27 protein-coding genes and 2 pseudogenes are annotated in these 25,522 nt (G+C 72.2%); 12 read left to right on the top strand and 17 right to left on the bottom strand.

What is annotated here, in order from left to right; translation table 11 throughout:
• Positions 1-151: 151 nt before the first annotated feature.
• The 3 genes from IF01_RS0115930 to IF01_RS0115920 all read right to left on the bottom strand — a co-directional run bounded on the left by IF01_RS0115930 (position 152) and on the right by IF01_RS0115920 (position 2,189).
• Positions 152-583 (bottom strand): ML domain-containing protein, encoded by a 432-nt coding sequence (locus tag IF01_RS0115930; RefSeq protein WP_157855245.1) that lies wholly within the window; start codon positions 581-583, stop codon positions 152-154.
• Positions 584-910: 327 nt separating this feature from the next.
• Positions 911-1,423 carry a hypothetical protein gene (locus IF01_RS49275; protein WP_037779917.1) on the bottom strand — a complete coding sequence of 171 codons (513 nt, stop codon included), beginning with the start codon at positions 1,421-1,423 and terminating at the stop codon, positions 911-913.
• Between the two features lie 529 nt (positions 1,424-1,952).
• Positions 1,953-2,189, bottom strand: a complete 237-nt coding sequence (locus IF01_RS0115920; protein ID WP_157855244.1) for a hypothetical protein — start codon at positions 2,187-2,189, stop codon at positions 1,953-1,955.
• Between the two features lie 424 nt (positions 2,190-2,613).
• On the opposite strand from IF01_RS0115920, the gene IF01_RS0115915 reads away from it, so the two are divergent.
• Positions 2,614-2,847 carry a GntR family transcriptional regulator gene (locus tag IF01_RS0115915; RefSeq protein WP_030394070.1) on the top strand — a complete coding sequence of 78 codons (234 nt, stop codon included), beginning with the start codon at positions 2,614-2,616 and terminating at the stop codon, positions 2,845-2,847.
• 9 nt (positions 2,848-2,856) lie between these two features.
• Here the strand turns inward: IF01_RS0115915 and IF01_RS0115910 are convergent, their stop codons facing one another.
• The 3 genes from IF01_RS0115910 to IF01_RS0115895 all read right to left on the bottom strand — a co-directional run bounded on the left by IF01_RS0115910 (position 2,857) and on the right by IF01_RS0115895 (position 5,203).
• Positions 2,857-3,645, bottom strand: a complete 789-nt coding sequence (locus IF01_RS0115910) for a phosphotransferase family protein (protein ID WP_030394069.1) — start codon at positions 3,643-3,645, stop codon at positions 2,857-2,859.
• Between the two features lie 291 nt (positions 3,646-3,936).
• Entirely contained in the window at positions 3,937-4,284 is a 348-nt protein-coding gene (locus IF01_RS0115900) for a hypothetical protein (protein WP_157855243.1), read from the bottom strand.
• 415 nt (positions 4,285-4,699) lie between these two features.
• On the bottom strand, positions 4,700-5,203 hold the full coding sequence (locus tag IF01_RS0115895; RefSeq protein WP_063764219.1) for an NUDIX domain-containing protein: 504 nt from the start codon (positions 5,201-5,203) through the stop codon (positions 4,700-4,702).
• A gap of 723 nt (positions 5,204-5,926) precedes the next feature.
• Between IF01_RS0115895 and IF01_RS0115890 the strand changes: the two genes are divergently transcribed.
• The 4 genes and pseudogenes from IF01_RS0115890 (at position 5,927) to IF01_RS0115880 (ending at position 8,056) form a co-directional block, all read left to right on the top strand.
• Positions 5,927-6,760, top strand: coding sequence for a helix-turn-helix domain-containing protein (locus tag IF01_RS0115890; RefSeq protein WP_030394066.1), 834 nt, complete (start codon positions 5,927-5,929; stop codon positions 6,758-6,760).
• Positions 6,732-6,956 carry a DUF397 domain-containing protein gene (locus IF01_RS45515; protein WP_341845489.1) on the top strand — a complete coding sequence of 75 codons (225 nt, stop codon included), beginning with the start codon at positions 6,732-6,734 and terminating at the stop codon, positions 6,954-6,956. The genes IF01_RS0115890 and IF01_RS45515 overlap by 29 nt, the downstream gene beginning before the upstream one ends.
• 190 nt (positions 6,957-7,146) lie before the next feature.
• Positions 7,147-7,392: pseudogene (locus tag IF01_RS46835) on the top strand (ABC transporter permease); the annotation flags it as partial.
• Between the two features lie 163 nt (positions 7,393-7,555).
• A complete protein-coding gene (locus tag IF01_RS0115880) occupies positions 7,556-8,056 on the top strand; it encodes a hypothetical protein (RefSeq protein WP_030394064.1) in 501 nt (166 codons plus the stop codon).
• Positions 8,057-8,106: 50 nt separating this feature from the next.
• Here the strand turns inward: IF01_RS0115880 and IF01_RS0115875 are convergent, their stop codons facing one another.
• The gene (locus tag IF01_RS0115875) at positions 8,107-8,718 is read right to left on the bottom strand and encodes a TIGR03086 family metal-binding protein (RefSeq protein WP_051740103.1); all 612 of its coding nucleotides are present in this window, start codon (positions 8,716-8,718) and stop codon (positions 8,107-8,109) included.
• Between the two features lie 181 nt (positions 8,719-8,899).
• Here IF01_RS0115875 and IF01_RS0115870 point away from each other — a divergent pair, with 181 nt between their 5' ends.
• From IF01_RS0115870 to IF01_RS0115860, 3 genes and pseudogenes are all read left to right on the top strand, one after another.
• Positions 8,900-10,168, top strand: coding sequence for a PA0049 C-terminal domain-containing protein (locus tag IF01_RS0115870; protein ID WP_051755405.1), 1,269 nt, complete (start codon positions 8,900-8,902; stop codon positions 10,166-10,168).
• A 245-nt stretch (positions 10,169-10,413) separates the two neighbouring features.
• A pseudogene (locus IF01_RS0115865) lies at positions 10,414-10,599 on the top strand (helix-turn-helix domain-containing protein); the annotation flags it as partial.
• 179 nt (positions 10,600-10,778) lie between these two features.
• Entirely contained in the window at positions 10,779-12,170 is a 1,392-nt protein-coding gene (locus tag IF01_RS0115860; protein WP_051755403.1) for an amino acid permease, read from the top strand.
• 28 nt (positions 12,171-12,198) lie between these two features.
• Here IF01_RS0115860 and IF01_RS0115855 read toward each other — a convergent pair whose 3' ends face one another.
• The 6 genes from IF01_RS0115855 to IF01_RS0115830 all read right to left on the bottom strand — a co-directional run bounded on the left by IF01_RS0115855 (position 12,199) and on the right by IF01_RS0115830 (position 17,131).
• Positions 12,199-13,569 carry a HEAT repeat domain-containing protein gene (locus tag IF01_RS0115855; protein WP_030394059.1) on the bottom strand — a complete coding sequence of 457 codons (1,371 nt, stop codon included), beginning with the start codon at positions 13,567-13,569 and terminating at the stop codon, positions 12,199-12,201.
• Positions 13,570-13,652: 83 nt separating this feature from the next.
• On the bottom strand, positions 13,653-14,303 hold the full coding sequence (locus IF01_RS0115850; protein ID WP_208624317.1) for a cysteine hydrolase family protein: 651 nt from the start codon (positions 14,301-14,303) through the stop codon (positions 13,653-13,655).
• Positions 14,304-14,352: 49 nt separating this feature from the next.
• Complete coding sequence (locus IF01_RS0115845; RefSeq protein ID WP_030394057.1) at positions 14,353-15,345, bottom strand: GlxA family transcriptional regulator; 993 nt, start codon at positions 15,343-15,345, stop codon at positions 14,353-14,355.
• An 81-nt stretch (positions 15,346-15,426) separates the two neighbouring features.
• The gene (locus IF01_RS0115840; RefSeq protein ID WP_030394056.1) at positions 15,427-16,122 is read right to left on the bottom strand and encodes a rhomboid-like protein; all 696 of its coding nucleotides are present in this window, start codon (positions 16,120-16,122) and stop codon (positions 15,427-15,429) included.
• Between the two features lie 8 nt (positions 16,123-16,130).
• On the bottom strand, positions 16,131-16,499 hold the full coding sequence (locus IF01_RS45505; protein WP_244215519.1) for a hypothetical protein: 369 nt from the start codon (positions 16,497-16,499) through the stop codon (positions 16,131-16,133).
• A gap of 59 nt (positions 16,500-16,558) precedes the next feature.
• Positions 16,559-17,131, bottom strand: a complete 573-nt coding sequence (locus tag IF01_RS0115830; RefSeq protein WP_030394054.1) for a DUF4291 domain-containing protein — start codon at positions 17,129-17,131, stop codon at positions 16,559-16,561.
• Between the two features lie 262 nt (positions 17,132-17,393).
• Here IF01_RS0115830 and IF01_RS0115825 point away from each other — a divergent pair, with 262 nt between their 5' ends.
• A complete protein-coding gene (locus IF01_RS0115825) occupies positions 17,394-17,924 on the top strand; it encodes a universal stress protein (protein WP_030394053.1) in 531 nt (176 codons plus the stop codon).
• A 48-nt stretch (positions 17,925-17,972) separates the two neighbouring features.
• Here the strand turns inward: IF01_RS0115825 and IF01_RS0115820 are convergent, their stop codons facing one another.
• Positions 17,973-18,593: an L-threonylcarbamoyladenylate synthase gene (locus IF01_RS0115820; RefSeq protein WP_030394052.1), complete on the bottom strand. Its 621-nt coding sequence runs from the start codon at positions 18,591-18,593 to the stop codon at positions 17,973-17,975.
• A gap of 203 nt (positions 18,594-18,796) precedes the next feature.
• On the opposite strand from IF01_RS0115820, the gene IF01_RS0115815 reads away from it, so the two are divergent.
• Both IF01_RS0115815 and IF01_RS0115810 read left to right on the top strand, forming a co-directional pair.
• Positions 18,797-20,095 (top strand): cytochrome P450, encoded by a 1,299-nt coding sequence (locus IF01_RS0115815; protein WP_051755400.1) that lies wholly within the window; start codon positions 18,797-18,799, stop codon positions 20,093-20,095.
• 197 nt (positions 20,096-20,292) lie between these two features.
• On the top strand, positions 20,293-21,486 hold the full coding sequence (locus IF01_RS0115810) for an agmatine deiminase family protein (protein WP_030394050.1): 1,194 nt from the start codon (positions 20,293-20,295) through the stop codon (positions 21,484-21,486).
• Positions 21,487-21,523: 37 nt separating this feature from the next.
• Here the strand turns inward: IF01_RS0115810 and tatA are convergent, their stop codons facing one another.
• On the bottom strand, positions 21,524-21,835 hold the full coding sequence (tatA, locus tag IF01_RS0115805) for a Sec-independent protein translocase subunit TatA (protein WP_030394049.1): 312 nt from the start codon (positions 21,833-21,835) through the stop codon (positions 21,524-21,526).
• A 266-nt stretch (positions 21,836-22,101) separates the two neighbouring features.
• On the opposite strand from tatA, the gene IF01_RS0115800 reads away from it, so the two are divergent.
• On the top strand, positions 22,102-23,373 hold the full coding sequence (locus tag IF01_RS0115800; protein WP_030394048.1) for an ATP-binding protein: 1,272 nt from the start codon (positions 22,102-22,104) through the stop codon (positions 23,371-23,373).
• A 36-nt stretch (positions 23,374-23,409) separates the two neighbouring features.
• Here the strand turns inward: IF01_RS0115800 and IF01_RS0115795 are convergent, their stop codons facing one another.
• Positions 23,410-24,051, bottom strand: a complete 642-nt coding sequence (locus IF01_RS0115795) for a DUF6058 family natural product biosynthesis protein (protein ID WP_051755397.1) — start codon at positions 24,049-24,051, stop codon at positions 23,410-23,412.
• 44 nt (positions 24,052-24,095) lie between these two features.
• Positions 24,096-25,403 (bottom strand): MFS transporter, encoded by a 1,308-nt coding sequence (locus IF01_RS0115790; RefSeq protein ID WP_030394046.1) that lies wholly within the window; start codon positions 25,401-25,403, stop codon positions 24,096-24,098.
• Positions 25,404-25,522 lie beyond the last annotated feature (119 nt).

Raw genomic sequence — 25,522 nt, 5'->3', positions numbered from 1 at the left:
CGACGCTCGCCGGTGTTCGCGGCGGTTGACTGCTCCACCTTCGGCAGCGGCGTACCGGTAGGCCCGGACTCCTTCCCTGGTCGCGAACGGCCTGACAGCAACGTGCCCCGGCTGCGAGGGGAGCCGCAGTCGGGGCGTGTGTTCGGCGTGCTCAGTTCTTGAAGTCGACCATGACTCTCAGGTTGCACAGATCATTGTCGTCGGCGGTGTACCCCGAGATCGCGATCGTGTACTGGGCGCGGGCGGTCTCGCGCGACAGGGGGTCCCAGCTTAGTGTCAGTCCCAGTTCGCCGGGCTCGATGGGATCGTCGCCACTGCCCGCATCACGAGTCAGGGTCCAGCCGTCGGATCGGTCGCCCTTCAGTAGCTCGAAAAGGTCGTACCGCTTCGACACCAGCCTGATCAGACCGAGCTTGACCACGACGTCCACGTAGGCGCCGTTGACGATCTTTTCCTTGGCGACCGCCGCGATCGATACCTTCAACGGCTGGCCCGGCACTGGCGGATCCGGAGTGGAAGTGACGCTCTCGATCTGCAGTGGGTCCAAATCCGTGCCGTTGTTGTCATAGCTCCATTTAGACATGCACGCAGTGTATCCATCAGAACACACTGCGTGCATCGATTGCCCAGGACTGACCGCGTCGCCGACTCCCCGACCCCGGCCAGGGGGTCGGCGCGACCCACAGGTGGCGTAACTCCGTACGGCCACGGCGGTGACTCGTGCCCGCACCCTGCTGCACAACGTCTGGCGGCGGGCTCTCGCACTCAGGTATCCCTGTTCTCGCTCCCGGTGACGTTGGCGAGGGTCAGTCAGCCAACTGCCTTCTATCGCAGGGTCGTCAGGTCGACAGCAGCAGCACCCCAGAGCGCGCTCCAGGACGACAGGCCACCTGTCGAAAACGTTCTTCACTCACTCAAGGGCGGCGCACAGCGCCGCCGGTTGCCCATGGCGCCCCGGCCGGGCATGCGGCCTGACGGCCGGTCCCGGCCGGGCGCCAGAACGACCGACGGCACCCCCGACCTGCGAAAACAGCCACCGCGGAAACGGCCCCGCGGCGCTGCGGAAAGCCGTCCCGCGGCACCCTCGCGAAGATCTACTCCCGGCAGGTTCCCTGGACTCCCCGTCGGCATCGGCGGCACCCCGTGCGGCCATCCCGTCGAGGATCACCCGCAGTCTTCGCGCCCCCGAAGGCATGCCCTTCAGGAAGACCACTCCCCGGCCGTCGTCCGACCACCCGGCCTGTGCCTTGATCAGATCCTCACCGGCCAGCCCCAGCGCGCCAAGGACCGTGTTCAGGTCGATCGCCACGGCCCTGGCCTCAAGCCACGCGGCCTCATAGTCCACGCCCGGGACCATGGGCCCGCCGCCGAGGAAGACCTCTCCGCTCTCGTCACCGTCGCCGTCATCGCCCCTGTCCGACATGCCCGCCGCTCCCCGTGCACTGTCCGCCCGCCCCGTGGCCGATAGGTCTCGGCTGTCTCAAAACCGATACCACACCCCGCTGACACCGACGTGACCGTGCGGAAGCACGAACGGCCCCGGGACGCCAAGTCCCGGAGCCGTCATCGACCCAGCGGGCCGTCCAAACTACTCTCGGTCGCCGAGCGCCGCCACCACCTCATGCACGACCAGCGCACGCCCCCAGCGTGAACCAGGCAGCCGAGCGCCCCGCCCGAACCTGCCGGACGGGGCGAAAGGGACTGCTGCTAGGGGCAGTTCGGCGAGCACGCCCACACGCTGACGCCGGGGCCCGCCGTCGCTCCGAAGTGACCGACCGCGACCGGGCTCACCGCTTCCTTCCCGCACCGGGCACAGTAGACCGGACCGACACGCGGCCAACCCTCCCCGGACTCGTCCACGTGGCCGCCCCGGTGGAACGGGTCGAGCGAACAGACGGACTTGCCGGGGCGCCGAGCGCCGCACACGGGCTTGCGCGTGGTCGCCGGGGTCATCACGCCACCGCCCCGGCGAAGACGTGCGCACCCTCGTACGAATAGCCGGGATCCGGCAGTCCCATGGACGCCGCCACCAGGGCGCGCCGCCGCTCCACCCGCCGCCGCTCTTCCTCCCGGTCCCACAGCGGCACCACGTTCACGGGGTCCGGCTCACCCCCGCAGAACGGCACGGTGGTGCGGTCCGGTTCGAGGGCTGCGGAGACGCGGACGGCGCGACGCTCCCGCTCGATCACAGCGGCTTCGACGTCCTGTCGCGTGGGGCCGACCGGCGGCACGACCACCGGCGCGGGCAGCGGCACAGCGGGCCGGGGTGTCGGTTCGGTTCGGCGTGGGGCCGTGACCGGACGGCGGTGATAGGCGGGCACCCGGAGCCCGTCCAGGTCGATCGTGATCGGATCCCCGGTCGCCCGGTGGCGACCCTTGGGGGCGAGGTCGGCGGTGAGCCACAGTGCAGCGGCCGTGGCTGCGACCAGACAGCTGGCGGCACCACCGCACCACGCCCAGAAGCTAAGATCGACATGTCGAGTGCTCCCTAAAGCAATCGGCGTCACCCCCGGTGCCGGTCCTAAGCGGCCCCGGGGGTTCTTCATTGACGACGGTACTGTCCATGGTCAACCACGGCTATGTGTGGCCGTCCCTCTTCGCTACGGTCGGGGAGTGTTCGAGTTCAGCCCTACCCGCGCGAAGTGGGAACAGATCGCCGAGGTCATCACCGCGCGGATCGCGGCCGGTGAACTCCGGCCCGACGACAAAATCTCCGAGGTCCAACTCACCGAGGAGTTCGGGGTGGACCGCAAGACGACGCGCAAGGCGATCGCCCACCTTCGGGCCGGCGGGCTGGTGGTGACGCGCACCGGCATGGGCAGCTTCGTGACCGGCCGGACCCCTTAGAGGCTGCCTTCAGCCGGTCGCCAGCAGGGCCAGGAAGCGGGCGTTCTCCTCGGCGGCGTACCGACCGAACCGGGCAGTGGCGTCGTCGGTGACGACGCGCACGAACGCCGCCCTGGCGGACCGGGCCGCTCCCTCCCATTCGGGGAAGGCGCGGAGCCACGCAAGCGCCTCCCTGGTCTCCCAGTCGAAGCCCATGAGCCGCACCGCTGTGTTGGCAGCGTCCACCCACGCGGGGCCGACCGCAGGCATCGCCCAGTCCACGAGCCGACCGCCGCGAGCGGTGATCAGGATGTTGTGCGGGTTGGTGTCGGTGTGCAGCAGCGCCGAGCCCGCGAGCAGCTCGGCGTCCCCCGGACCGAGGACGGCACCGTACCGTTCGACCAACGGCGGAACGCCTCTACCGGCTGGCACCTGACACTGCCGGGTACGCCCGAGAAGCTCGGCGACGACCCCGGCGTCCGCCGTGCCGGGTGCGAAGTCGGCATGGCGGCCGTCCACATGGTCGAAGGCGACGAGATGCCACCCGCCGGCCACCGCCTCCCAGACCACCGCCGGGCCAACAGCGCGAACAGCTCCGTTGACCCGTACCTCCGTGCGCTGTGCTGCCACGCCCTGCCGGTCGGAGACGGGCACACCCTTCAGGAAGACATTCTTCGTCGCCGTTGTGAGGACCAGTGCCGTACGGCAGGTGATCCCCTCCGGCACCGTCCGGGCGGACGACAGCACACCGAAGCGCTGCACGACCGCTCGCCGTGTCCGGGCCGGGAGTTCACCCCAGCCAACGCGCTGATCGACCACGTTCGTCTCCTCTCGGAGAGGGGAGGGGTCCCCAGTCGAACCCCTCCCCCCGGCTCAGATGATCAGCCCTGCGTCTGGCCGCACTTGACGCAGCGCATCTTGCCACTCCACATCTGGTACTGGTGGTCGCCGCCCGCCGGGCAGTTCCCCGTGGTGTGCCCCGTGATCCCGGTTCGCATGGTGCGTTTCCTCTCTCATAGGTGACGGATGGCCCGCCAGTAAACGGCGGGTTGGAACCCGTCCCGGCCGGCTGTTGCTGTCACGCGACGGGGCCGACCAGGGCGGGAGTCTTCAGATGAGCGGCGGGCCGGGCCCCGCGCACTTCAACGACCACTCGAAGCTGACCGCGTTGCCGTTGATGTGCTCGAACAGCACGGCGGTCCGGACGACACTCAGGCTTACCGGGTCGTGCTTGCGCACCCGCCGGACGAACGACCCGCGCCGCCCGTCCGGATGGATGTACAGACCCCCACGCGGTGGCAGGCCGAGATCATCCACGCACCCGCCGAACCTCCGATGGGGGCAGTGGCAGTCACTCGTGTAGTCCTCGAACTGCCGCGCGTAGACAGCTTCGTCCAGACTCTCGTATGCATCGGCGACCACCGGCCCAACGAACAGTCCCCGTTGCGGAAGAGGCATGATCACCCACCTTCCTGGTACAGCGGCGCATCGAGGCTCCGGGCCTCCGCGCTCTTCGCCGGGGGCGGTCCAACGGCATCGACCGGGCAGCCCCGAACACGCTCGAACGCACCGGGCTCCCGCAGCCACACAACTCCACTCGTGACCACGTGCACGAAGCCCACGCGGCCACCGAGTCGGGTGTCGAGAGCGACCGAGCCGATCGAAGGGCCGTCGAAGCCGAGTTGGCCCTTTCGCGGGTACGGCATGCGGCCGTCACGAGGCAGAGCAATGTGCGGGCGATTGCTCGGCCGTTCCTCTCGCTCCGTCATGCGCTCACCTCCATGGAAACGGGGCCCCGCCCGGCACGGACGGAGGTCTCGACAGCGAGCGGGACCCCTACCGTGTGCACCCCACATGCACACGGAGCCTTCAACTAGCGTCGGGCGGACTCGCCGTTGTACAGCAACGGAAGCCGAACACCGACCGTCGCCGCCGCGAGCGCGGCACGGATCCGGTACTCCATGTACGGCGCCACGTGCTCCGGCAGTCTTTTCGGCGCCACCCACGCCACCTCATCGATCGCACTGCGCGACCACTGGGGCAGCGACAGCGCGTCTGCCTCCGAACGGGTCATGAGCCCCCCGTCGCACACGACACTCAGCCCCTCGGGCTGCCAGGTGTCGGGGTTCGCCGGCGACTGGTCGACTGTCAGGGCATGCACGACCTTCCTGCGCAGCCCCAACTGCTCGTCCAGCTCGCGAGCAGCCGCACCGGCGATCGACTCGCCGGGGTGGGCACCCCCGCCCGGCAGGAACCAGTCCGGCCGGTACGACGGCCGCAGCAGCAGCACATCACCGCCCTCACGGCGGAACAGCACCATGGCGTTCACACGCCTTCGCGGCTGAACTCCGAAGACTTGCAGACCCGTTGTGCTCATCTGATCCTCCAGGGATCAACTCGGACTTGGGGGAAGACCCCTCCCGCGCCGCCGAACGGGAGGGGCCCGATGCGGTGGCCCCACCCCCGGGTGTGCGGCCCGGGGATGGAGCCCTTCGCCGTGCCGTTCGGGCGGCTCCTGAGCAGCCCCTGACAGGCACAGCGGATGTTGGCCCCGAGCGGGTTGGGGGGAGTGCTCGCCCGGGACCGGAGGTCCCACACGCCGTCATCCACAGCGTGTGGGGCCAGGGTGTCCACGCGTCCGACCCAGGACGTGAACACCCATCCGGGGAGCACGCAGGAGAGTGCCCCCCGGGACCCGCCCGGACAGCCCGGTGACGTTTCAAACACCGAACCGCCGGGGCGGGAGCTTGTTGTGCGACCTGTTGGTCAGGCCGCACCGGTAGCCGGCGGTGCCGGTGATCCGGCGGGCAGTTCGACCGGCTTGATCGAACCGGGGCGGGTCGTCCACTCGCACCCGCCCGACGGAGGACGCAGGTAGATCTGCCCACCCTCCGTCCCCATGTACGCCCCGACCCTTCCCTTGTGAGCCAAGTCCTCTACCAACTCACCGAGTTCGGGAGTGTGAAACTCCGCTCTCTTGGCACGCGGCATGATCGTTCCTTTCCGTAGTCACCTCGCTACCGGAACGCCTTCACTGTGGCGTACAGTCCAAGGACTGTTCAACCTGTCTCAAGCTGTTGGATTGGTAGGACGAACTGCCTTGAACAAGCGCGAACTTGACTCTCAGGCCAGCCCCGTTGCCGGGCTCGGAGTGCTACTTCGCACGTCACGCGAGCAGCGAGGCTGGACACAGGAGGAACTTGCAGCATTGATTGGTTGCACGTCGTCATACATCTCAGCCCTCGAAAATGGGCGAAGAAAACTAACTCAACGAATTGCAACAGCACTTGACAGTGTGTTTGGTTCAGGCGAGCAGTTTGTCAGGGAGTTGGGAACCTCTGGTCAGCGTGCCCTGTTCGAGGGCTTCGAGGAGTACCTACGTGATGAGTCAAGGGCAGCGACTCTGAGACTGTTTGAGATCAACATCGTGCCCAGCCTCCTTCAAACCGCTGCGTACGTCCGCGCCTACCAAGCAGCCCCGGTCCTTCGAGGGGTCGCGACGCAAGAGCAGGCTGACGAGCGAACCGAGTTGCTGTTCCGCAGGCAACAGGCACTCATGCAAGACCCCATGCCGCTTGTTCAGGCAGTCATAGACGAAGGGGCGCTACGGCGACCGATCGGCGGCCGCGAAGTCATGGTGGCGCAGCTTCAGCACCTTGAGTCCCTTGCGGTCCACCCCCGCTTCCTTGTCCAAGTAAGTCCGTTCGCGGCAGGCGAGAGCCGACCGTTTGCGCACCCAATTACGTTGCTGACCATGCCAAACAGGTCCATCGTTGGCTATGGCGAGACGGAGCGACGTGGCTTCCTTGAGCGCGATCCCAAGACGCTGGCTGAGTGGACCAGTGAGTACGATCACCTTCAGGCCGAGGCGTTGCCCCGAGCGGCCAGCCGAGATTTCATTCGCGATGTACGGAAGGGCTTCGAACATGAGTGATCTACACGGTGTCACTTGGCGCAAGAGCTCCTATAGCGCTCAGGCGGGACAGTGCATCGAGGTGTCAGGCAGTCTGCCTGGCCTCACCCCGGTTCGCGACTCCAAGGATCCCTCTGGCCCGACGCTTGTTTTTCACGCGTCGGAGTTCGCGGCGTTCATCGATGCGGTGCGCGCCGGGGAGTTTGGCACCGTCTGATGTCGTGCCGTGGGCGCTCACCAACTGGGCCCCGTCGCAGCAGTGCGGCGGGGCCCTTCTATGCCTTGGCAAAGCCTGCGCCGGCTGGCTGCCGCGCCTCGGCAGGGGGCGGTGGGCAGGCGCGCCGGCCGGGTGGTTGATCGCGCAGGTGCCAACCAAGCCTGCTACGGCAAAAATAGGCTGTGAAAAAGGCTTGACCCAAGCCATCACGATGCCGCTGTTCTTCGGCTCCAACGCCCTCTACCCGGTCGACCTGATGCCGGGCTGGCTCCAGGCGATCAGCCTCGCCAACCCGCTCAGCTACCAGGTCGACGCCCTGCGCGGCCTCCTGATCGGCACCCCCTCGCACCTGCTGCTCGACTTCGGCGTCCTCACCCTCGCCACCGCCCTCGGCATCACCTCCGCCTCCGCCCTCCTGGGCCGCCTCGCCCGCTGAGCGGGGGCGCCGGTGCGGTCGTCGGCAATCGGGGGAGTGGGGGTCGCCCGTTGGAGTGGAGCTGGGTGTCCGTCCGCGCGGGGCATGCCATGCGCTCACGAACGGTGCGCTCGGATACGGATCGGCCATTGGGCCCTCACCCCTCACGATCCTGGAGCAATCTGTGCGACGTCCCTCCTTCTTCAAGCGGCCCCTCCCCGTGGCTGTCGCCGCACTGGTGGTCGGGGCGGCGGCCGCGACCGGCGTGCCGGCGCTGGCGGACGGTCAGAACCCGGGCGGAGCCCACCGTGGGGGTGCGTCGATCCCGTGGGTCACGATCAGCAGCAGCGGGTACACCACCGCCCAGGGCGGAGTGCCGCAGGAGCTGGGCAACTCCTTCGGCACCCGGACCACACTCCTCGACCAGTACGGCGAGAACACCATCGGCACGATCTACTCCACCTGCAGCAAGGTCGAGGCGGGCCCCGACCAGCTGTACTGCACCAGTCTGCTCAAGTACGGCCCGGAGAAGCAGGTCACGCTCTCCGTGGTCGTGCCCCTCGGCGACGGGGCCGCCAAGGAGTTCGACGGCACGATCACCGGTGGCAACTACGCCTTCGAGGGTGCCTCCGGTGTCGCCCACTTCACGCTCAAGAACGGCAACTACGAGGTGACCTTCCCCTGAGTCGCCCCCGCGTCCGCCCGGGGCCGTCGGCGCGCAGCGCGGCGGCGGCCTCAGATCCGGTCGGCCGACCACGCCGGGTCGCGGCCGGTGAGGGCCAGCAACTGGTCCTCGGCGTCCGCGCCCGGCGGCGCGGCGAACGGTGGGTCGAAGCGGCCGCTGTCGGCCAGGTCGCGGTAGCCGTGGAACTCGGTGAGCGCGTAGCGGGCGGAGCCCGGGGGCATCCGGCCGTGCTCGCCGAGGGCCCGGGAGAGGTCCCAGCTGTGGACGACGGTCTCGGCGATCAGCTCGCGGGCGTAGCCGCCGGCGTCCCGTACGCCGTAGTCGAGGTGGACCAGCAGGTCGGGGGCGCCGGGCCGGTCGAGTGCGCGTTGTGCGCTGCGCACGGCCATGGTCCAGACGCCCAGCGGGTTGCGGCCGAGGACGTCGCCCTCGAAGCGGCGGCCGATCTGGGCCGGGGTGTAGCCGGCGATCGCCTGGCACACCCAGAGGTGCTGGGCGGCGAGGTGGTTCACCAGCGCGCGCACGTCCCAGTCGCGGCACGGGGTGGGTGCGGTCCAGCGGTCCTCGGGTGCCGAGCGCAGCAGCCGGGCCACTTCGGCGCCGGTGGCCGCGTAGTGCTCGCGGACCTCGGTGTGGAATCCGGGTGGGTGGGGACACTCCATCGCCGGGCCTCCGTTTCTGCCCTGCTCACTCCCAGTAAACCGCTACGGGGCGTGACTCGCCAGAGGGGTGGAGGCCGCTTCTGCTGGGGGTCTCCGGAGGAGGGTGCGGTCCGCGCTCACTGTGCGTGGTGGCGGTGAGGCGCTCTGGTGGAGCCGGTAGGGGCTCTGTAATGTCCACGCCATGACGACCGTTCGGCGCCGGGCCGCGCTCACCGCGACCCTCATCGGCGCTCTCGCCGCCTCGATCCTCCCCACCGCCGCCACCGCCCACGCGGTCGGTCCCGGCTGCCGGACCGTCGAGTCCGCGCCGCTCGACCGGGAACAGGCCCGCACCGCGGACCCGCGGACCGCCGCGCTGACCGAACGCGGGGGCTTCGGCGACTTCGTCTCCCGGTTCCCCGCCGCGCTGTGCAGTGCCCGGAACGCCGACGAGGCCGGTCGGCTCCTCGATGCCTGGGGCGGGGCGCTCTGGCGGGCCGGCGTGGACCGCGCCCAGGGCCGCCGCCCCGGCGGCGACCTGCCGACCACCGACGACCGGCCGCTCTACTGGACCAGGGTCGCCATGACCGTCCGGCTCGCGCGCTGGCAGCCGGGCTTCACCGTCGACCCGGCAGCCCTGCGGGAGCGCTTCGAGGACGCCTCGCGCGGACTGGCCGACAGCGGGTTCAGCGGCCGCCCGGGCGTGCGGCGGATCTTCATCAGCGGTTTCGACCCCTTCGGGCTGGACGCCGAGCCGCGCCGCGCCAACCCTTCCGGCTCGGCGGCCCTGCAGCTCGACGGCCGCCGGATCACCCTCGCCGACGGCACCCCGGCCGAGGTCCGCTCGGTGCTCTTCCCGGTCCGCTACGGCGACTTCGACCGCGGCATCGTCGAGCGTGCCTACGCCCCTCGGCTCGCCCGCGGCCCCCGCGCCGCGGACCTCATCACCACCATCAGCCAGGGCTACCCCGGGCTGTTCACCCTGGAGGCCTGGGCCGGTCGCTCCCGCTCCGCCGATCCCTACCCCGACAACATCGGCGCGCTCTCCGGCGGCACCCGGGACCACCCCGTCACCGCCCCGGGGCTCGGCCCGGGCGCCGAGTTCATCGCCACCAGCCTGCCCACCGGCCCGATGACCGCCGTGCAGCAGCCCTACCCGGTGCTGCTGAACACCACCGTCACCGAGATCCCGGCCGGCGGCACCGGCCCGGTCGACCGGGAGGACGGGCCGACCCCCGGCTCGCGGGCGGTCGCGGGCGGCGGCGGGGGCTACCTCTCCAACGAGGTCGCCTACCGCACCAACCGGCTGCGCCTGGAACTCGCCCCGCAGTTGCCCGGCGGCCACCTGCACACCCCGGTGCTCACCGGCCTCCCGGACCAGCCGGAGCTGCTGACCGGGCCGGCCTTCGAGCAGAACGAGGCCGCGATCACCGGCGAGGTCCTCGACATCCTGCGCCACACCTCGGGCTGACGCGGGGTCGGCGGGCACGGCCGGAGGCGGACGCGGTAGGTGGGCGGGAACGGGCGGCGGCCGGCGGCCGGGGTGCCGCCGCCCGCGCGACCGGTGGATCCGGCTGCCGCGCACATGGCAGAATCGTGCGGTCACGCATGTTCATCGGGGGATGACAGCTCATGTGGTCGGTGGAGAAGGAGCGGGAAGTCGGCGTGCCCGACACCCGCGGCGAACGCAGCTCGGGCGCGCTGACGCCCGTCGTACTGAGCCGGGCCGAGCTCCGGGTGGCCGAGCTGGCGGCGCGAGGACGCACCAACCGTCAGATCGCCCACGAGCTCTTCCTCACCGTCAGTACCGTCGAACAACATCTGACCAGCTCCTACCGCAAGCTCGGGGTCAAGCGCCGGGCGGACCTCCCGGTGCACCTCCTCCCTGACGCGGCCGGTTGATCCCGCCCGCCGCGGCGGCGCCGGACGAGTGACCGTCCGGGTGCTTCGCGACCGGAGGTTTTCCGGCGGGCGGGCCCGTCCGGAGAACAAATCCCACCGATTTGGTACAAGGTGCCGCCTGCACCAGCATGGGCGTCCGCTCCACCGAGCGCGCAGGACAGGAAAGGCCCGACGCCCCCATGCAGACCAGCCCGGCCGCGACCCGGCAGGCACCCCGACCCGCGCGGACGGACGTCGACCCGACGCCCCCGCCTCCCGCCCCGGCCGCGCCGCCGACCGGCCGCCGCTTCGGCCTGCCGACCGCGACCGCGCTGGTGATGGGCAACATCATCGGCGGCGGCATCTTCATGATCCCCGCCGCCGTGGCGCCCTACGGGACGGTCAGCCTGCTCGCCTTCGCCGTGCTGACGGTCGGCGCGATCACCCTGGCCCTGGTCTTCGGCCGCCTCGCGCGCCGCGACCCGCGCACCGGCGGCCCGTACGTCTACGCGCGCGAGGCGTTCGGCGACTTCGCGGGCTTCCTGGCCGCCTGGTCGTACTGGGTCACCACCTGGGTCAGCAACGCCGCCCTCGCCGTCGCCGCCGTCGGCTACCTCGACGTGCTGTGGCCCCTCGGCCGGTCCACCGGCCTCACCCTCGCCTGCGCGCTCGCCGTCCAATGGCTGCCCGCGCTCGCCAACCTGGCCGGCACCCGGTACGTCGGCACCGTTCAACTCGTCTCCACCGTACTAAAGTTCGTCGCCCTGATGGTGGTCTCGGTGGCCGGTCTCACCGCCTTCGACCCGGCGAACCTCGGCCCCTTCGACGCGACCGGCGACGGCTGGCTCGGCGGGACGACGGCCGCCGCGGCGATCCTGCTCTTCAGCTACCTCGGCGTGGAGTCGGCCGCCATGAGCGCGGGCCAGGTCCGCGACCCCGAACGCAACGTCGGCCGCGCCAGCGTGCTCGGCACCGCCGGCGCAGCGGTGGTCTACCTGCTGGGCACGCTCGCCGTGTTCGGCACCGTGGCCCACGAGCGGCTGATCCACTCCACCGCGCCCTTCTCCGACGCCGTGAACACCGTCTTCGGCGGCTCCTGGGGCGGAACGGCCGTCGCCGTCGCCGCCCTCGTCTCGATGACCGGCGCGCTCAACGGCTGGACCCTGCTCTCCGCCCAGGCCCCCTACGCCGCCGCCAAGGACGGCCTGTTCCCCGCCGTCTTCACCGTCGAACGCCGCGGCGTCCCCGTCGTCGGCGTCCTGGTCGGCGTCACCCTCGCCTCGCTGCTCACCGTCCTCAACTTCGCCTCCGGCGCGAAGTCCGCCTTCGACACCCTGGTGCTGGTCACCACCTTCACCGCGACCGTCCCCTACCTCCTCTCCACCGCCGCCCAACTCCGCTGGCTGCTGCGCGGCGACCGCACCCGCGTCGCCCCCGCCCGCCTCGCCCGCGACCTCGTCCTCGCCCTCGGCGCCTTCGCCTTCTCCGCCTGGCTCGCCGTCGGCTCCGGCTGGGCCGCCATCTGCCAGGGCGCCCTCTTCCTCCTCGCCGGCGTCCTCGTCCACGCCGTCCGAACCGCCCGCCGCTGCTGACGGTCCCCCCGCGGGCGGGTCACTCCGTTCAGCCCTGGTCGCTCCGATGGCTCGCCCGGTAGTTCCAGAGGCCGGAGGTCCGGTGGTCGTGCTGCGAGAACACGTCGAGGGGTCCTACCCGCGCGTACGCGGCCTCGGTGCGGGGGTCGTCGCGGAGGGCGAGTGCCCAGGCGGCCTCCAGGCGCAGATTCGCGTCGTCCTCGTCGAGGAGGACAAGGAAGGCCTCCAGGACGGGGGCGCTTCGGTCGTCGTAGCCGGAGAGGGACTCCGTGGCGCGGTGCCGAACGTCGCGGCTCTCGTCGCGGACCAGTCGGAGCAGGGCGTCCAGGGCCAACGGCTCCAGCCGGCGGTCGGGAGTGAACTGCGGGCCGAGGGCCTGGGCGACGGAAGCCCGGACCTCGGGCTCGGGATCGTGGACGAGGCCGAGCAGCGCCGATGCGGCCGCGTCGCTGCGGGCGGTCCGCTCCTGGCTCAGGCACCACACGACCTCGCCGCGCACGCGGGGGTCGGGGTGGCCGACATACCGCAGTCCGATGGTCTCCTGCTCCGGATGGTCGTGGCCGGCGTAGACGCCCAGGACGGCGGCGAGGACCCGCTCGTCGGGCTCCTCCAGTGCCCAGGAGGCCAGGAAGTCGCTGTCCTGGGCGAGGTCCGGCGCGCGGTCCACCGTTCCGAAGAGGTTCCGGTGCCACATCACCTGGGCGATGAAGTAGCGGCGCAGGGGATCGGGGTGCCGCCGTAGTTCGGTGAGCGCGGCCCGGATGCGTGGGCCGCGGCGGAGGCTCGGGTAGTAGGTGGCGGCGAACCAGTTGCTGTCGTCGTCCGGCGTGTGCGGGACGACGCGTGCCATCACTTCGTCGAGGGGCGGGAACAGACCGAAGGCCCATTCGAGGTGGGTGAGGATCGCCCCGTGCCCGTCCCGCACGGTGCGGCCGCCCAGGGACACCTCCTCGATCGTGTCGCCCGCCGGTTCGTCGACCCGGCGGACCGCGGCCGGTTCGGCGGATCCCGTCCGGTGGCGCAGTTCCTCGACCACGCCCGTCTCGAACCAGTGCCGCGCGAGGTCGAGCAGTTGTTGCCGGGAGGTCTCCGACAGACGGAGCCGAGGGGCCGTCCCGAGCACCATGGACACCAACGTGGGTGAGCCCGTATCGACCGCCCGCAGCAAGGGGGTGCTGCCGTCCGGAAGCTCACGGTCCTGGTCGGCGCCCCCGTCGACCAGGACCTCCGCGGTGGAGTGGTCGAGCCTCGCCACCGCCGTGCAGAGCAGGGGCAGGCCGTCGGGACCCGGGGTGTCCGCTGGTGCGCCCCGTTCCAGACAGGCTCGCACCGCCTCGGTGTCCCCGGTGGTGACGGCACCGGCCAACCGGTCGGCCAGGTCCGACGGCGAATCCGTCATTGCTCCCCCTGATGGTGTTTCGAGGAGAGCAACCTAGTCGAGCGGCGGGCCGGTGCCCGGCCCGGGGTACGCCCCGGGGCCGGTCAGGCGGGGAGGGCGGACGGGGTGGGGGCGACGAGGCCGAAGAGGTCGGTGACGGTGGTGAGGGCGGCGGCCTGCAGGGCGGCGGCGGGGACGAGGGTGCCGTCGGGGGCGGTGAGGGGGCGGGTGGCGGTGGTGGAGGCGACGACGGTGGGGCGGTAGCCGAGGCGGAAGGCGCCCTGGGCGGTGAAGGTGACGCACATGTGGGTCATGAAGCCGGCCAGGACGAGGTCCTTGCCGCTCTCCGGGGCGAAGCCGAGGGCGGAGAGGGTCGCGGTGAGCTCGGTGGCGTGGAAGGCGTCGGGGAAGGTCTTGACGACGACGGGTTCGCCGGCGACCGGCGCGACCTCGGGGCTGATGGCGCCGATGTCGGCGCGGATGTCGTACGGGGTGCCCGGGCCGCCGTCGTTGACGATGTGGACCACCGGGGTGCCCGCCGCGCGGGCGCGCCGCAGGAGGTCGGCGGCGGAGGCGAGGGCCTCCTCGGCGCCGTCCAGGGCCATCACTCCGGTGCGGTAGGTGTTCTGGAAGTCGATCATCAGGAGGACGGAGTCGGCCAGCCGGGGCAGCCGGTCGTCCAGGCCGATGACGGTGCGCAGGGGAGCGGACGGGGTGGTGGTGTGCGTGGTCACAAGGGTGCCTTTCCATGACATTTCGGGTGTTCGAGGGCATGCGGCAGTGCCGCGAGAAGGGGGACGGCTGTCAGGCGTCCGGGGTGCGGAAGCGGCGGCGGTAGGCGGCCGGGGTGGTGGCGAGACGGCGGCGGAAGGCCCGGTGGAGGGTCTCCGCCGAGCCGAGTCCGGCCGCTGCCGCGACCTGGTCGAGCGGCCGGTCGGTGGTCTCCAGAAGGCGCCGGGCCGCCTCGACCCGGGCCGCCTCGACGTAGCCGGCCGGGCCGGTGCCGGTCTCCTGGGTGAAGACGCGGGCGAAATGCCGCTCGCTGAGGCACATCCGGGCGGCGAGGGCCGGGGTGGAGAGGTCGCCGTCGAGGTGCTCGGCGATCCACCGCAGCAGCTCGTCGATGTCGCGCCGCTCGGTGGCCGGGTGGCTCAGCGGGACGGAGAACTGGCTCTGCCCGCCCTGCCGCTTGAGGTACATCACCAGCTGCCGGGCCACCGCCAGAGCCGTCCGTTCGCCCTGGTCCTCCGCCACCAGGGCGAGGGCCAGGTCCAGGCAGGCGCTGATGCCGGCCCTGGTCCACAGTCGGCCCCGGTCGGTGCGGACGAAGATCGGGTCGGGGTCGACCGTCACCTCGGGATGGTCGGCGGCGAGCTGCGCGGCGGTCGACCAGTGGGTGGTCGCCGTCCGCCCGTCCAGCAGGCCGGCGGCCGCGAGGACGTGGGCGCCCACGCACACCGAGGCCACCCGGCGGGCGTGCGGCGCGGTCTCGCGCACCCAGTCGACGACGGTGCCGTCGACCTTGGCCACCGGTCCGTGCTCGGTCAGCTCGACCGCGCCCGGCACCAGCAGGGTGTCCACGTCCGCGCCGACCTCGGCGAAGGAGAGGTCGGCGAGCAGCCGCACCCCCGCCGAGGTCCGGACGGCGCCGCCGACCGGACCGGCGAGCCGGACGTCGTAACCGGCACGGCCACCGGTCTCCCGGTTGGCCAGCGCGAACACCTCGGCCGGGCCGGTGACGTCGAGGAGGTCGACATCGGGGAAGACCGCGATGACGACCCGGTGCGGAGTGGGCATGGCTCCATCCTCGGCCCGGCGGTCGGACGGCGGCAATGACGATTCCCTGTCACATCCGGACACGGGAGCGGGGTGCGGTTCCTAGCGGGACGGGGCCTGCGCGGGGCGGGGTGCGGCGGGGGTGCGGCGGCGCAGGGGCGGGAGGCCGAAGCGGTGGGCGGCGGCGAGGGCGAGGCCCGCGAGCAGCGAGGCCAGGTGGCCGACTGCGGCAGTCTCGCCGTCCGGGAGGCCGGCCAGCAGCGCGGGGGCCGCGACCGCCAGCATCAGCAGCCAGACCGCCCGCGACCACGCCGGGCGGGCCCGGGTGGCGGCCAGCGTCAGGGCGGTGACCACGACGTAGGACGGGCCGGTGTCCATCGCGTGCGCGGCCTCGGCCGGCAGCGAGCCGTGCTCGATCCGCCACCACACCAGGCCCTCGGTGAGGGCGGTCGCCGCGACGTGGACGAGGGCCACGGAGGCCACCGCCCGGCGGGCGCCGAGCGCCCCGACCACCGCGAACAGGGACAGGGCGAAGACCGGCCAGACCCAGATGGTGTCCTGGGGCACGAACACCGAGACGGTCAGCGACTCGATCGGATGGCCGTCCGGCCACAGGTGCAGATTGCCGAGGTCGGTGGACGCCCAGGTGCGCAGCGCGTGCACCCGTTCGGGCGGCAGCAGGTGCAGCACCGGCCACATCGCGGTCAGCGCGGCCACGTACCAGAACGCCGGATTGCGCGGCAGGCGCCGTATCCAGGGGCCGAGCGAGGGGCCGAGCGAGGGGAGCTTCGTCGCCATGCCGGGCTCTACCGGCGGCGACGGGGGGACGTCGAGCCGCCCGCGAGCGCCGCCCCCGCAGCGACCGCGACCACGCCCGCCACCATCAGGCCCCGCCGGGAGCGGTAGGACATGACCGACCACCGCGAGTTCGCGGAGAGCAGCGAGCCGACACTCAGCCACGAGCCGATGGACAGCGCGGAGGCCGCCGAACCGGCCGAGCCGATCGACAGGAAGCTGCCGACGGAGCCGACCGACAGCACCGAGCCGACCGAGCCGATGGACAGCGCCGACCCCACCGAGGCGACGGACAGGACGGAGTCCCCGGACGGCAGCCTCCACCCGTGCGAGAGCACCGTCGCCGGGGAGGATGACGAGGAATCACTTCGCTTGCTCATCCGCTGATCGTATGCCGCCCCGGTGACGCCCGGACGCCGCCCCGCCTCCTTCGGGCGTCTCAGCCGACCAGGTGGGGCGGCAGGCCGCCGGCCACCGGGTAGGGCCGCTCGTCGGGCAGCAGCCGGCGGGCCGCCTCCGGCTCGCCGTCGCGCAGATGCCCGTGGATCCGCCGCGCGAGCGGGGTGAGGTCGGTGATCGACACCGTCCATTCGTCGGCGTAGCGCCGCGCGGCCTCGCCGCTCAGGCCCAGTTGCAGCGAGCGGTACGGCAGCGGCCGCAGGGCCAGGTCGCGCTCCGGGTCCCACTGGACCCGGGCGGGGGAGCGCTTCAGCAGCCGCTGCCAGGTCGCCCGGTCCGGGTGGAGGCCGCGCTCGTAGTGGGCGAGGCAGGCGTGCTGCAACGCCCATTCGAAGCCGGCCCGGTCGATCTCGACGGCGAGCACGGTCTCCTGCCCCTCCTTGGTGGCCCAGCCGCAGCGGTACATCATCCAGAGGAAGGAGGGCTTGATCCAGGTCATCCGGTCGCGCTTCCAGTGCGCCGGGAACCGGCCGTCCTGGGCGGCCGGCAGGCCGATCCCGGGGGAGTACGCCTGGTACACGGTCACGGTGGCGGCGGTGTGGACGGCGCGGATGCGGTGCTTCGGTTCGGGGGCGGCGTGTTCGGGGGCGGTGTGTGGGAGGGCGGGCGCTTCGGGGGTGTTGGACAGGGGCACGCCGATCAGGGTCGCGAGGGCGGTGGGCCGGCCGCCAGCGAATTAGCGCGGGCGAAGGTGTTGTGCGTCTGCATGATGCAAGGCCGCATACAGTTTAAGCCTTCGATTTGCAGGCTGCGATCCCCTGTGGAACCATAATCGCCAAGCATAGGGACGATCGAACACCGGAAAGTGAAGGATCATGTCGAGCGGCGCACGCGTCATCGTCGGAGTCAGTGGCTCGCTGGGGAGCCTGACCGCTCTGCACCGGGCGGTGGGCGAGGCGCGTGACCGGGGTGCGGTGCTGGTGCCGGTGCTGGCGTGGACGCCGGCGGGCGGGGAGCACAACTACCGGCTGCGGCCCTGCCCGCCGCTGCTGCGGGCCTGGGAGGACATGGCCGCCGCCCGGCTGGAGGGGGCGCTGGACGAGGCGTTCGGCGGGCTCCAGGACGGGGTCCGGGTCGAGCCGCAGGCGGTCCGCGGTCCGGCCGGACCGGTGCTGACCGGGCTGGCCGACCGGCCGGGGGACCTGCTGGTGGTGGGCGCGGGCCGGCACGGTGCCGTCCGCGGTGCGGTGCGGCGGATGCTCGGGGGCGGCTCGGTGGGCCACTACTGCCTGGCCCACGCCCGCTGCACCGTGCTCGCGGTGCCGCCGTCGGACCTCCAGGACGACCTGCGCGCGCTGCGCCGGGGCGTCGACCTGCGCGAACTCGCGGCCCTCGCCGCCGCCTGATCCAACGCGGAAGAGGGCCCGAGGCTCAAGGCCTCGGGCCCCGAAGGGTCACTCGAAGCGGCTGGGGTCGCCGGCCCCCCGTCGCACGATCTCCGGCTCGCCCTCGGAGAAGTCGACCACCGTGGTGGGCACGGTGCCGCAGTCGCCGGAGTCCAGCACGGCGTCCAGGACGTGGTCGAGCCGCTCCTTGATCTCCCACCCCTGGGTCAGCGGCTCCTCCTCGCCGGGGAGGAGCAGGGTACTGGAGACCAACGGCTCGCCGAGCTCGGCGAGCAGCGCCCGGGTGACGGGGTGGTCGGGGATCCTGACGCCCACCGTCTTCTTCTTCGGGTGCATCAGGCGGCGCGGGACCTCCTTGGTGGCGGGCAGGATGAAGGTGTAGCTGCCCGGCGTCGCGGCCTTGACCGCGCGGAAGACGTTGTTGTCGAGCTGGACGAACTGCCCGAGCTGCGCGAAGTCCTCGCACATCAGGGTGAAGTGGTGGCGCTCGTCGAGCCGCCGGATGGACCGGATCCGGTCGAGGCCGTCACGGTTGTCCAGCTGGCAGCCCAGCGCGAAACAGGAGTCGGTCGGGTACGCGATCAGGGCCCCGGACCGGAGACTGGCCGCCACTGTGCTGATGGTGCGCGGCTGGGGGGACTCTGGATGCACGTCGAAGTACTTCGCCATTGGCCGACCCTACGGGATCCCGGCGACCGACGGACGCAGCCGCGACGGCCGACGACCCGGTGGCACGGCATCCCGTCGGAGCAGGTGGGCCCGGTCGGGCACGTCGGGCACATCGGGGACGTCTGGCACGTCGGGCTGGTTGGGCAGGCGGGGCCGGTCGGCACGCTGGTCCTCGGCCGGGGTGCGGCGTACGGTCCCTCGGTATGGCCATCGATCAGGCGCGGGCGAACCGGATCTTCCTCCCCGGGACCTATGCCGAGGGCGTGCCGTACGAGCTGTTCCGCGAACTGCGCGCCGAGGCGCCGGTCTGCTGGGTGGAGGAGCCCGCGGTGGGGCCGTGGCCCGCCGGTCCCGGCTACTGGGCGGTGCTGCGGCACGCCGACGTCAAGCGGGTGCTGCGCACGCCCGAGCTGTTCTCCTCGCACCTCGGCGCGACCCAGATCCGGGACCCCGACTCGGCGGCCGACCTGGACTTCGCCCGCGCCATGATGCTCAATCAGGACCCGCCCGACCACTCCCGGCTGCGCCGCGCCGTCGCCGCCGCCTTCACCCCGCGGGCGCTGCGCGAGCTGACGGCGGCCGTCGAGGCGCGCGCGGAGGAGCTCGTCACGGGTATCGCCCCGTCCGGCGAGGTCGACGTGGTGCCGATCGCCGCCGACCTGCCGGTGTGGACGCTGGCGCGCATCCTCGGTGTGCCGGAGCAGGACCGCGCGCTGCTGGTCGACTGGTCGAACCGGGTGATCGGCTACCAGGACCCGGACCACGCCCGCTCCAGCACGGCGGACCCGTCCCGGCTCAGCGCCATGGGCCGGGACGCGCTCGGGTGCCGCCCCACGGACCTCACCGCCCCCGACGGCCGCCCGCTGAACCCGCGCTCCCGCGCGGCCCTCGCCGACATGTTCGCCTACGCCCACGCGCTCGCCGAACAGCCGCCGCCGGGCAGCATGGTGGCCCGGATGCGGGAGGCCGGGCTGGGCGCCGCCGAGTTCGAGACGATGTTCTTCCTGTTCGCGGTCGCGGGCAACGAGACGCTGCGCAACGGCCTGCCCGGTGCCCTGTACTCGCTGCTGACCAACCCCGACCAGTACCGACTGCTGCGCCGGCGGCCGGAGTTGACCGGGTCGGCGGTGGACGAGCTGCTCCGCTTCTGGCCGCCGGTGGTCGAGTTCCGGCGCACCGCCACCCGGGACGTCGTCCTGGCCGGGCGGCGGATCTCCGGCGGGGACAAGGTGGTCGTCTACCACGCCTCCGCCAACCGCGACGAGACGGTCTTCCCCGACCCGGACCGCCTCGACCTCACCCGCACGCCGAACGACCATGTGAGCTTCGGTTACGGCCCGCACTTCTGCGTCGGCGCGCAGCTCGCCCGGATCCAGATGGCGGCGCTGCTGCGCCGGCTCGTCGCCGCTTGGCCGGAGCCGGAGTTGGCGCCGGGTCCGCCTCCGCCGCGGCTGGTCTCGAACTTCCAGAACGGGTTGAAGGAGCTGCGCGTCCGCCGGTGACGGGGCCCGTGGCGGGTCGCGTGATGGGTCGCGTGATGGGCGGTCACGTCCCCGGAGGGTGAATATTGACTGAATTTTCAGTTCAAGGCAGGATGTGGGCGCCCCCACCGGCCTGCCCCGGGTGCGCCGACGGTACGCCCCATTCGTCCCGTTCTCCGGTGCCCGGGGCGGTCCACCCCCACGCACCGGAGGTACCGATGGACAAGCCCGAAATCTCCCGACGCAGACTCCTCCGCCTCGGCGCCGCGGCCGTACCCCTCGCGGCCCTCGGCCCCGCCCTCGCCGGTCCCGCGCTCACCGGCAGCGCCTTCGCCGACACCGTCGGCGCGGCCGGCCCCGCGCCGACGCTGCGGATGCCCGCCGAGACCGACCAGCACGTCCGCACCTTCATGGCCTGGCCCGGTCCGAGCGCCGCCTGGGGTTCCCAACTCCCGGCTGTGCAGCGGGACATCGCCAACCTCGCCAAGGAGGTCGCCCGCTTCGAGCCGGTCGTGATGGTGATCGCCCCCGAGCTGGTGGCCGCCGCCACCCCGCTCTGCGACACGAGTGCGCTCCCCGGCTCCCGGGGCATCACCTTCCTGCCGGTCTCCAACGACGACCTGTGGATCCGGGACTTCGGCCCGACCTTCCTGGTCGGCCCGGGAGCGGTCGCCGGCCTCGACACCAACTTCAACGGGTGGGGCAAGACCGGGACCAGCTACGAGCAGAACTTCGCCAAGGACGCCAGGGCCGCCGCCGCGCTGCTCGCCCAGTACGGGATCACGCGCGTCCAGGCCCCGTTCGTCGGGGAGGGCGGCTCGCTGGAGACCGACGGGCAGGGCACGCTGCTCGCCACCGTCAGCTCCCTGGTGAACCCCAACCGCAACCCCGGGCTGAGTCAGGACGAGGTCGAGCAGCGGCTCAAGGCCTCGCTCGGCATGGAGAAGGTGATCTGGCTGCCCGGTCTGGCGGGGCAGGACATCACGGACGGCCACATCGACTGCGTGGCCCGGTTCAGCGCGCCCGGGCGGGTGATCCTGGACCGGCCCGCGCCGAACACCACCTCGATGTGGCTGCGCGTCCACACCGAGGCCAAGCGGGTCCTGCAGACCGCCACCGACGCCAGGGGCCGTGCGCTGACGATCGTGGAACTCCCGGGCCCGGACCACACGAAGATCCGGGGGATGGGGTCCTCCTTCCTGTCCAGCTACACCAACCACTACACCGTGAACGGGGCCGTCCTGGTACCGCAGTTCGGGCACCAGGAGGCCGACGAGGCGGCCCGGACGATCCTCGCGGCCGAGTACCCGGGGCGCACCGTCGTGCCGGTCGTCATCGACGCCATCGCCAACGGCGGTGGTGGCATCCACTGCGCGACCCAGTCGCAGCCGGTAGTGCCCGCCGCAGTCTGACCTACGGGCTGGCCGGTGGGCCGGTCGGCCGGTCGGCTCAGGCCGGTCGGTCGGCCCGCGCGGGGCCCTCGGCCTTGGCGGCCGCCGCCGTCGCGGGAGCGACGGGCGTGACCGGTGCGACCGGTGCGACCGGGGTCGCAGGTGTCCCCGGAGCGGCGTCGCCCGTCGGCGCGGGCGCCTGCTCGGACGCCGGGCCGTCCTCGCGCATCGCCGCCGTCTCGGCCTTCAGGATGCGCATCGACTTGCCCAGCCCGCGCGCCATCTCGGGCAGCTTCTTCGAGCCGAACAGCAGGATGACGACCGCCAGCACCACCAGGAGGTGCCAGGGCTCCAGACCGTTGCGCAGCATGTCACTCACCGGGCCTTTCCGTATCGTCGTCGAACCGGACTTCTTGCCAGCGTAAGTGTGACTGATTTTTCAGTCAATGTGACGGTATCCGGCCGTACCCGCACCTGTGGGCGTGCCCGTGCGGGATGCGGCGGGTCCGGGGAAGTCGCATCCGCGTACGGTTCGTCCACGTCGCCTTGGCCCGAGTGGTGCGCGACGGCCCCACCGCGCCGGACCTAGGTTCACCGGAACCCGCAGGCAACCGGCGCACCCGAGGAGCGACGCACGTGAACTGGCTGATCCACGACTACCGCGAGGACGACCTCGCCGCCGTCGTCCATCTGATCGACAGCACCGCCGGGCTCGGGCAGGAGTCGGTGTTCTCGCTCGCCGAGTGCATCGGCGCGCTCACCGCCCGCCAGCCCGCCGTGGTCGCGGTGCACGACGGCCTGCCGATCGGGGCCGCCCTCGCCCAGGTCGCGGGCACGGGCGAACGGGCCTGGGTGATGCGGGTGGCCATCGCCCCGGCCTGGCGCGGGCGCGGCCTGGCCAGCGCGCTGCTGCGGGAGCTCGAACGGCGACTGGTCGAGGCCCGGGTGCGACGGATCGCCTATGTGCTGCCGGCGGAGGAGCTGCTCGGCGAGGGGCTGCGCAACGCCGGTTACGAACGGCGGCCCGCCGCCGCGTACTTCGAGAAGACCGAGCCCGCCGCGGGCCCCGCCGCCGGGACCCTGGACGAACTCGGCGGGCGGGTGCTGAGCGGGGACCTGTGGGACCAGGTGGCCGGGATGACGGCCGAGAAGGAGCTGATCGAGCGGCGGGTCGTGCTGCCGCTCGCCGAACCCGAGCGCGCCGCCCGGCACGGCGTGCGGCCGCCGCGGGCGATCACCCTGTTCGGGCCGCCCGGCACCGGGAAGACGACCTTCGCCCGGGCCATCGCCTCCCGCCTGGGCTGGCCGTTCGTCGAACTGCTGCCCTCCCGCCTCGCTGACGAGGGTAACCTGGCCGCCGCGCTGCGCGGCGCGTTCACCCGAATCGGCGAGCTGGAGCGGGTGCTGGTCTTCATCGACGAGGTGGAGGAGATCGCGCCCGTGCGGGGCGAGCCCGGCCCGGCGGGGGCGACGCACGGGGTGACCAACGAACTGCTGAAGCTGATCCCCGGGTTCCGGGAACGGGACGGCCGGCTGCTGGTCTGCGCCACCAACTCGGTCCGCTCGCTCGACCCGGCGTTCCTGCGCACCGGCCGGTTCGACTACGTCATTCCGATCGGCACCCCCGACCCGGACGCCAGGGCCGCGATCTGGGCCCGCTACGCGCTCGGCACCGACCGGGTGGACGTGGACGTCCCCGCGCTGGTGGCCGCGAGCGAGCACTTCTCGCCCGCCGACATCGAGCACGCCGCGCGCCTCGCCGCCCAGACGGCCTTCGAGCGCGACGACGCCGTGCCGGGCGCGACCACCGCGGACCACCTGGCCGCGATCGGCGCGTGCCGCCCGACGGTGACGGCCGCCATGGTGGCGGCGTTCCGGGCCGACATCGGGGCGCACGCCCGGTTGTGACCGCTCTGCCCGACGGCCACCGCCGGAGGGCGGCGGTCAGTCGAGCGGGTGGTCGCGGCGGACGGCGTCGATGCAGGTGTCCCGGGAGACCGGGCCGCCGAAGCGGAGGCGGTCGTAGGCGGTGAACGGCGGTTCCAGGGCGTCGAGTTCGTCGACCATGGCATGGAGGGCGGGCAGCTCGGGCAGCCGGCCGGAGGGCCCGTCGGCGGGGCGGCCGAGAGCCTCGGTGATGCCCCGGACGAGTTCCGCCTTGCGGCGCATGGTGACCGGGTGGAGACGGTGCAGACAGACGTTCTGGCCGCTGAGGTACGACTCGTACTCCTCCTCGCCCTCCTCCCGGTCCGCCCAGTGGCCCCGGAACCAGTCCGGCAGCTTCGCCAACCCGCCCGCCTCGTCGACCAGTTCGAGCAGGTCGGGGGCGACCATCTCGGTGCCGTCGGAGCGCAGGTAGCCGGGCAGCGGGAGGCGGCCGTCGAGCATGTGGCCGCGGACCTCGTCCGGCTCCCGGCCGTGGCGGGCGCAGAGCGGCTCCAGCGGGGCGAAGTGCCGGTCGACGTAGGCGTCGTCGGCGTCGGTCATCGGGTGCTCGCCGTTGACCTCGAGGTAGCGCCGGGCGAGCCGCGCCTTCGCCGTACCGGCTTCCGTGCTGCCGCTCCGCGTTGTTCCGGTCTCCGTCATGCCGGGTCCTCCCTCGGACGCCGTGGTGTCCCCGCCGCGCCGGGTCAGCCGGCCTCGACCGTGTCGGCCTGGGCGGTTCCGTCGCCGGTACCGGTATCGGCACCGGCTGTGGTGCTGCCCCCGGGGCCGGGGTCGATGCGCACCACCGGGGAGAACGCGGTGCCGAGGAACACTACCGCCTGCACCACGGCCGCGCACACGAAGAGCGTGCGGGTGGGGGAGGCGCCGGAGACCAGCCGGCCGCCGAGCACCGCGCCGAGCGGGATGGTCGCGTAGGCGGCGGCCCGGCTGACCGACACCACCCGGCCGATCACCTCGGAGGGCACCACCTTCTGCCGGGCGGTGAACCAGCTGACGATCACCAGCGAGGTGGCGACGCCCTCCACGCCCCAGGCGATCAGCACCGCCCACCAGGTGGGCACCAGGGCCGGCAGGACCATGGTCGCCCCGGACAGGCCCATGCCGAACGCCAGCAGCGGGCCCAGGCGGTAGCGGTCCGTCAGGCGCGGTGCGAGCACCCCGCCCACCACGGCGCCGAGGCCCTGGGCGCCGAGCACGAGGCCGAGCACGACCTTCGGCTTCTCCTCGACCTCCAGGACGAGGTAGAAGAGGCTGCCCTCGACCGTCCACGCGGCGAGGTTGGACAGGGCCATCAGTACGGTGCCCCAGAGCACCGCCCGCATGGTCCGCAGGGCCCGCAGGCCGTCGGCGAAGTCCTTGGCGATCCGGGCGGCCGTGGTCGGCCCCGCGGCCGGGGCGGGGGTGCCGGAGATGGCGGCGATCAGCAGCGCGGAGGCCCCGAAGGAGAGCGCGTTGACCAGCGCGGAGACCGGGACGCCGAGCGCCGCGACGGCGGTGATGCCGGCCACCGGGCCGATGAAGCCGAGCGCGCTGTCGACCGTCTGGGTCCAGGAGTTGACCCGGGCGAGCCGCCGCTCGGGCACCACGTCGACCAGGAAGCCCTGGAACGCCGGGAAGTAGAACGGTCGGACGCAGGCGAGCAGGAACGCGCAGAGGTAGATCGCGGCCAGCGGCGGGCGGTCGAGGGTGGCCAGCGCGGTGACGGCGAGCGCCAGCACGGCGGAGGAGAGGTCGCAGAGGATCATCACCCGGCGGCGGTCGAACCGGTCCGCGATGACGCCGGCGAAGAGTCCGATCACGATGTACGGAATGAACTCGATCGCGTAGGCGAGGGCGGTCGAGGTGGCCGATCCGGTGATTTTCAGGACGAGGACCGGAATGGCCAGCCGGTAGATCCAGTCGCCGATTCCGGAGACCAGGAATGCGGCGCGCAGGCGGATGTCCGCCGGGCCCGGGGTCGGACGTTCCTCGATCGGCTTCGCGGTGGGCACCGGCGTTCTCCTATGCACTTTTATCGACGGTGGATCGGTGGAAAGAAAGAGATGTTCCGTTGTCGTTCCGGGAACGGCCGGAATCCCGGCGGGCGCCGCCGGTACGGCGTTCCCGCCGG

It is taken from the genome of Kitasatospora purpeofusca (assembly GCF_000718025.1).
Taxonomy (GTDB): Bacteria; Actinomycetota; Actinomycetes; order Streptomycetales; family Streptomycetaceae; genus Kitasatospora; species Kitasatospora purpeofusca.
Note: the sequence above shows the minus strand (reverse complement) of the source record. Positions and strands in the feature narration are given on the sequence as shown.

Bases quoted from the DNA above. Each gene is read 5' to 3' on its own strand.
- IF01_RS0115860 (WP_051755403.1), top strand. From the start codon at position 10,779: ATGCAGACCAGCCCGGCCGCGACCCGGCAGGCACCCCGACCCGCGCGG.
- IF01_RS49275 (WP_037779917.1), bottom strand. From the start codon at position 1,423: ATGTCGGACAGGGGCGATGACGGCGACGGTGACGAGAGCGGAGAGGTC.
- IF01_RS0115840 (WP_030394056.1), bottom strand. From the start codon at position 16,122: ATGGCGACGAAGCTCCCCTCGCTCGGCCCCTCGCTCGGCCCCTGGATA.
- tatA (WP_030394049.1), bottom strand. From the start codon at position 21,835: ATGCTGCGCAACGGTCTGGAGCCCTGGCACCTCCTGGTGGTGCTGGCG.
- IF01_RS0115795 (WP_051755397.1), bottom strand. From the start codon at position 24,051: ATGACGGAGACCGGAACAACGCGGAGCGGCAGCACGGAAGCCGGTACG.
- IF01_RS0115810 (WP_030394050.1), top strand. From the start codon at position 20,293: ATGGACAAGCCCGAAATCTCCCGACGCAGACTCCTCCGCCTCGGCGCC.
- IF01_RS0115845 (WP_030394057.1), bottom strand. From the start codon at position 15,345: ATGCCCACTCCGCACCGGGTCGTCATCGCGGTCTTCCCCGATGTCGAC.
- IF01_RS0115870 (WP_051755405.1), top strand. From the start codon at position 8,900: ATGACGACCGTTCGGCGCCGGGCCGCGCTCACCGCGACCCTCATCGGC.
- IF01_RS0115820 (WP_030394052.1), bottom strand. From the start codon at position 18,593: ATGGCGAAGTACTTCGACGTGCATCCAGAGTCCCCCCAGCCGCGCACC.
- IF01_RS0115900 (WP_157855243.1), bottom strand. From the start codon at position 4,284: ATGCCTCTTCCGCAACGGGGACTGTTCGTTGGGCCGGTGGTCGCCGAT.
- IF01_RS0115815 (WP_051755400.1), top strand. From the start codon at position 18,797: ATGGCCATCGATCAGGCGCGGGCGAACCGGATCTTCCTCCCCGGGACC.
- IF01_RS0115895 (WP_063764219.1), bottom strand. From the start codon at position 5,203: ATGAGCACAACGGGTCTGCAAGTCTTCGGAGTTCAGCCGCGAAGGCGT.
- IF01_RS0115850 (WP_208624317.1), bottom strand. From the start codon at position 14,303: ATGTCATGGAAAGGCACCCTTGTGACCACGCACACCACCACCCCGTCC.
- IF01_RS0115930 (WP_157855245.1), bottom strand. From the start codon at position 583: ATGTCTAAATGGAGCTATGACAACAACGGCACGGATTTGGACCCACTG.
- IF01_RS45505 (WP_244215519.1), bottom strand. From the start codon at position 16,499: ATGAGCAAGCGAAGTGATTCCTCGTCATCCTCCCCGGCGACGGTGCTC.
- IF01_RS0115875 (WP_051740103.1), bottom strand. From the start codon at position 8,718: ATGGAGTGTCCCCACCCACCCGGATTCCACACCGAGGTCCGCGAGCAC.
- IF01_RS0115825 (WP_030394053.1), top strand. From the start codon at position 17,394: ATGTCGAGCGGCGCACGCGTCATCGTCGGAGTCAGTGGCTCGCTGGGG.
- IF01_RS45515 (WP_341845489.1), top strand. From the start codon at position 6,732: ATGTACGGAAGGGCTTCGAACATGAGTGATCTACACGGTGTCACTTGG.
- IF01_RS0115855 (WP_030394059.1), bottom strand. From the start codon at position 13,569: ATGACGGATTCGCCGTCGGACCTGGCCGACCGGTTGGCCGGTGCCGTC.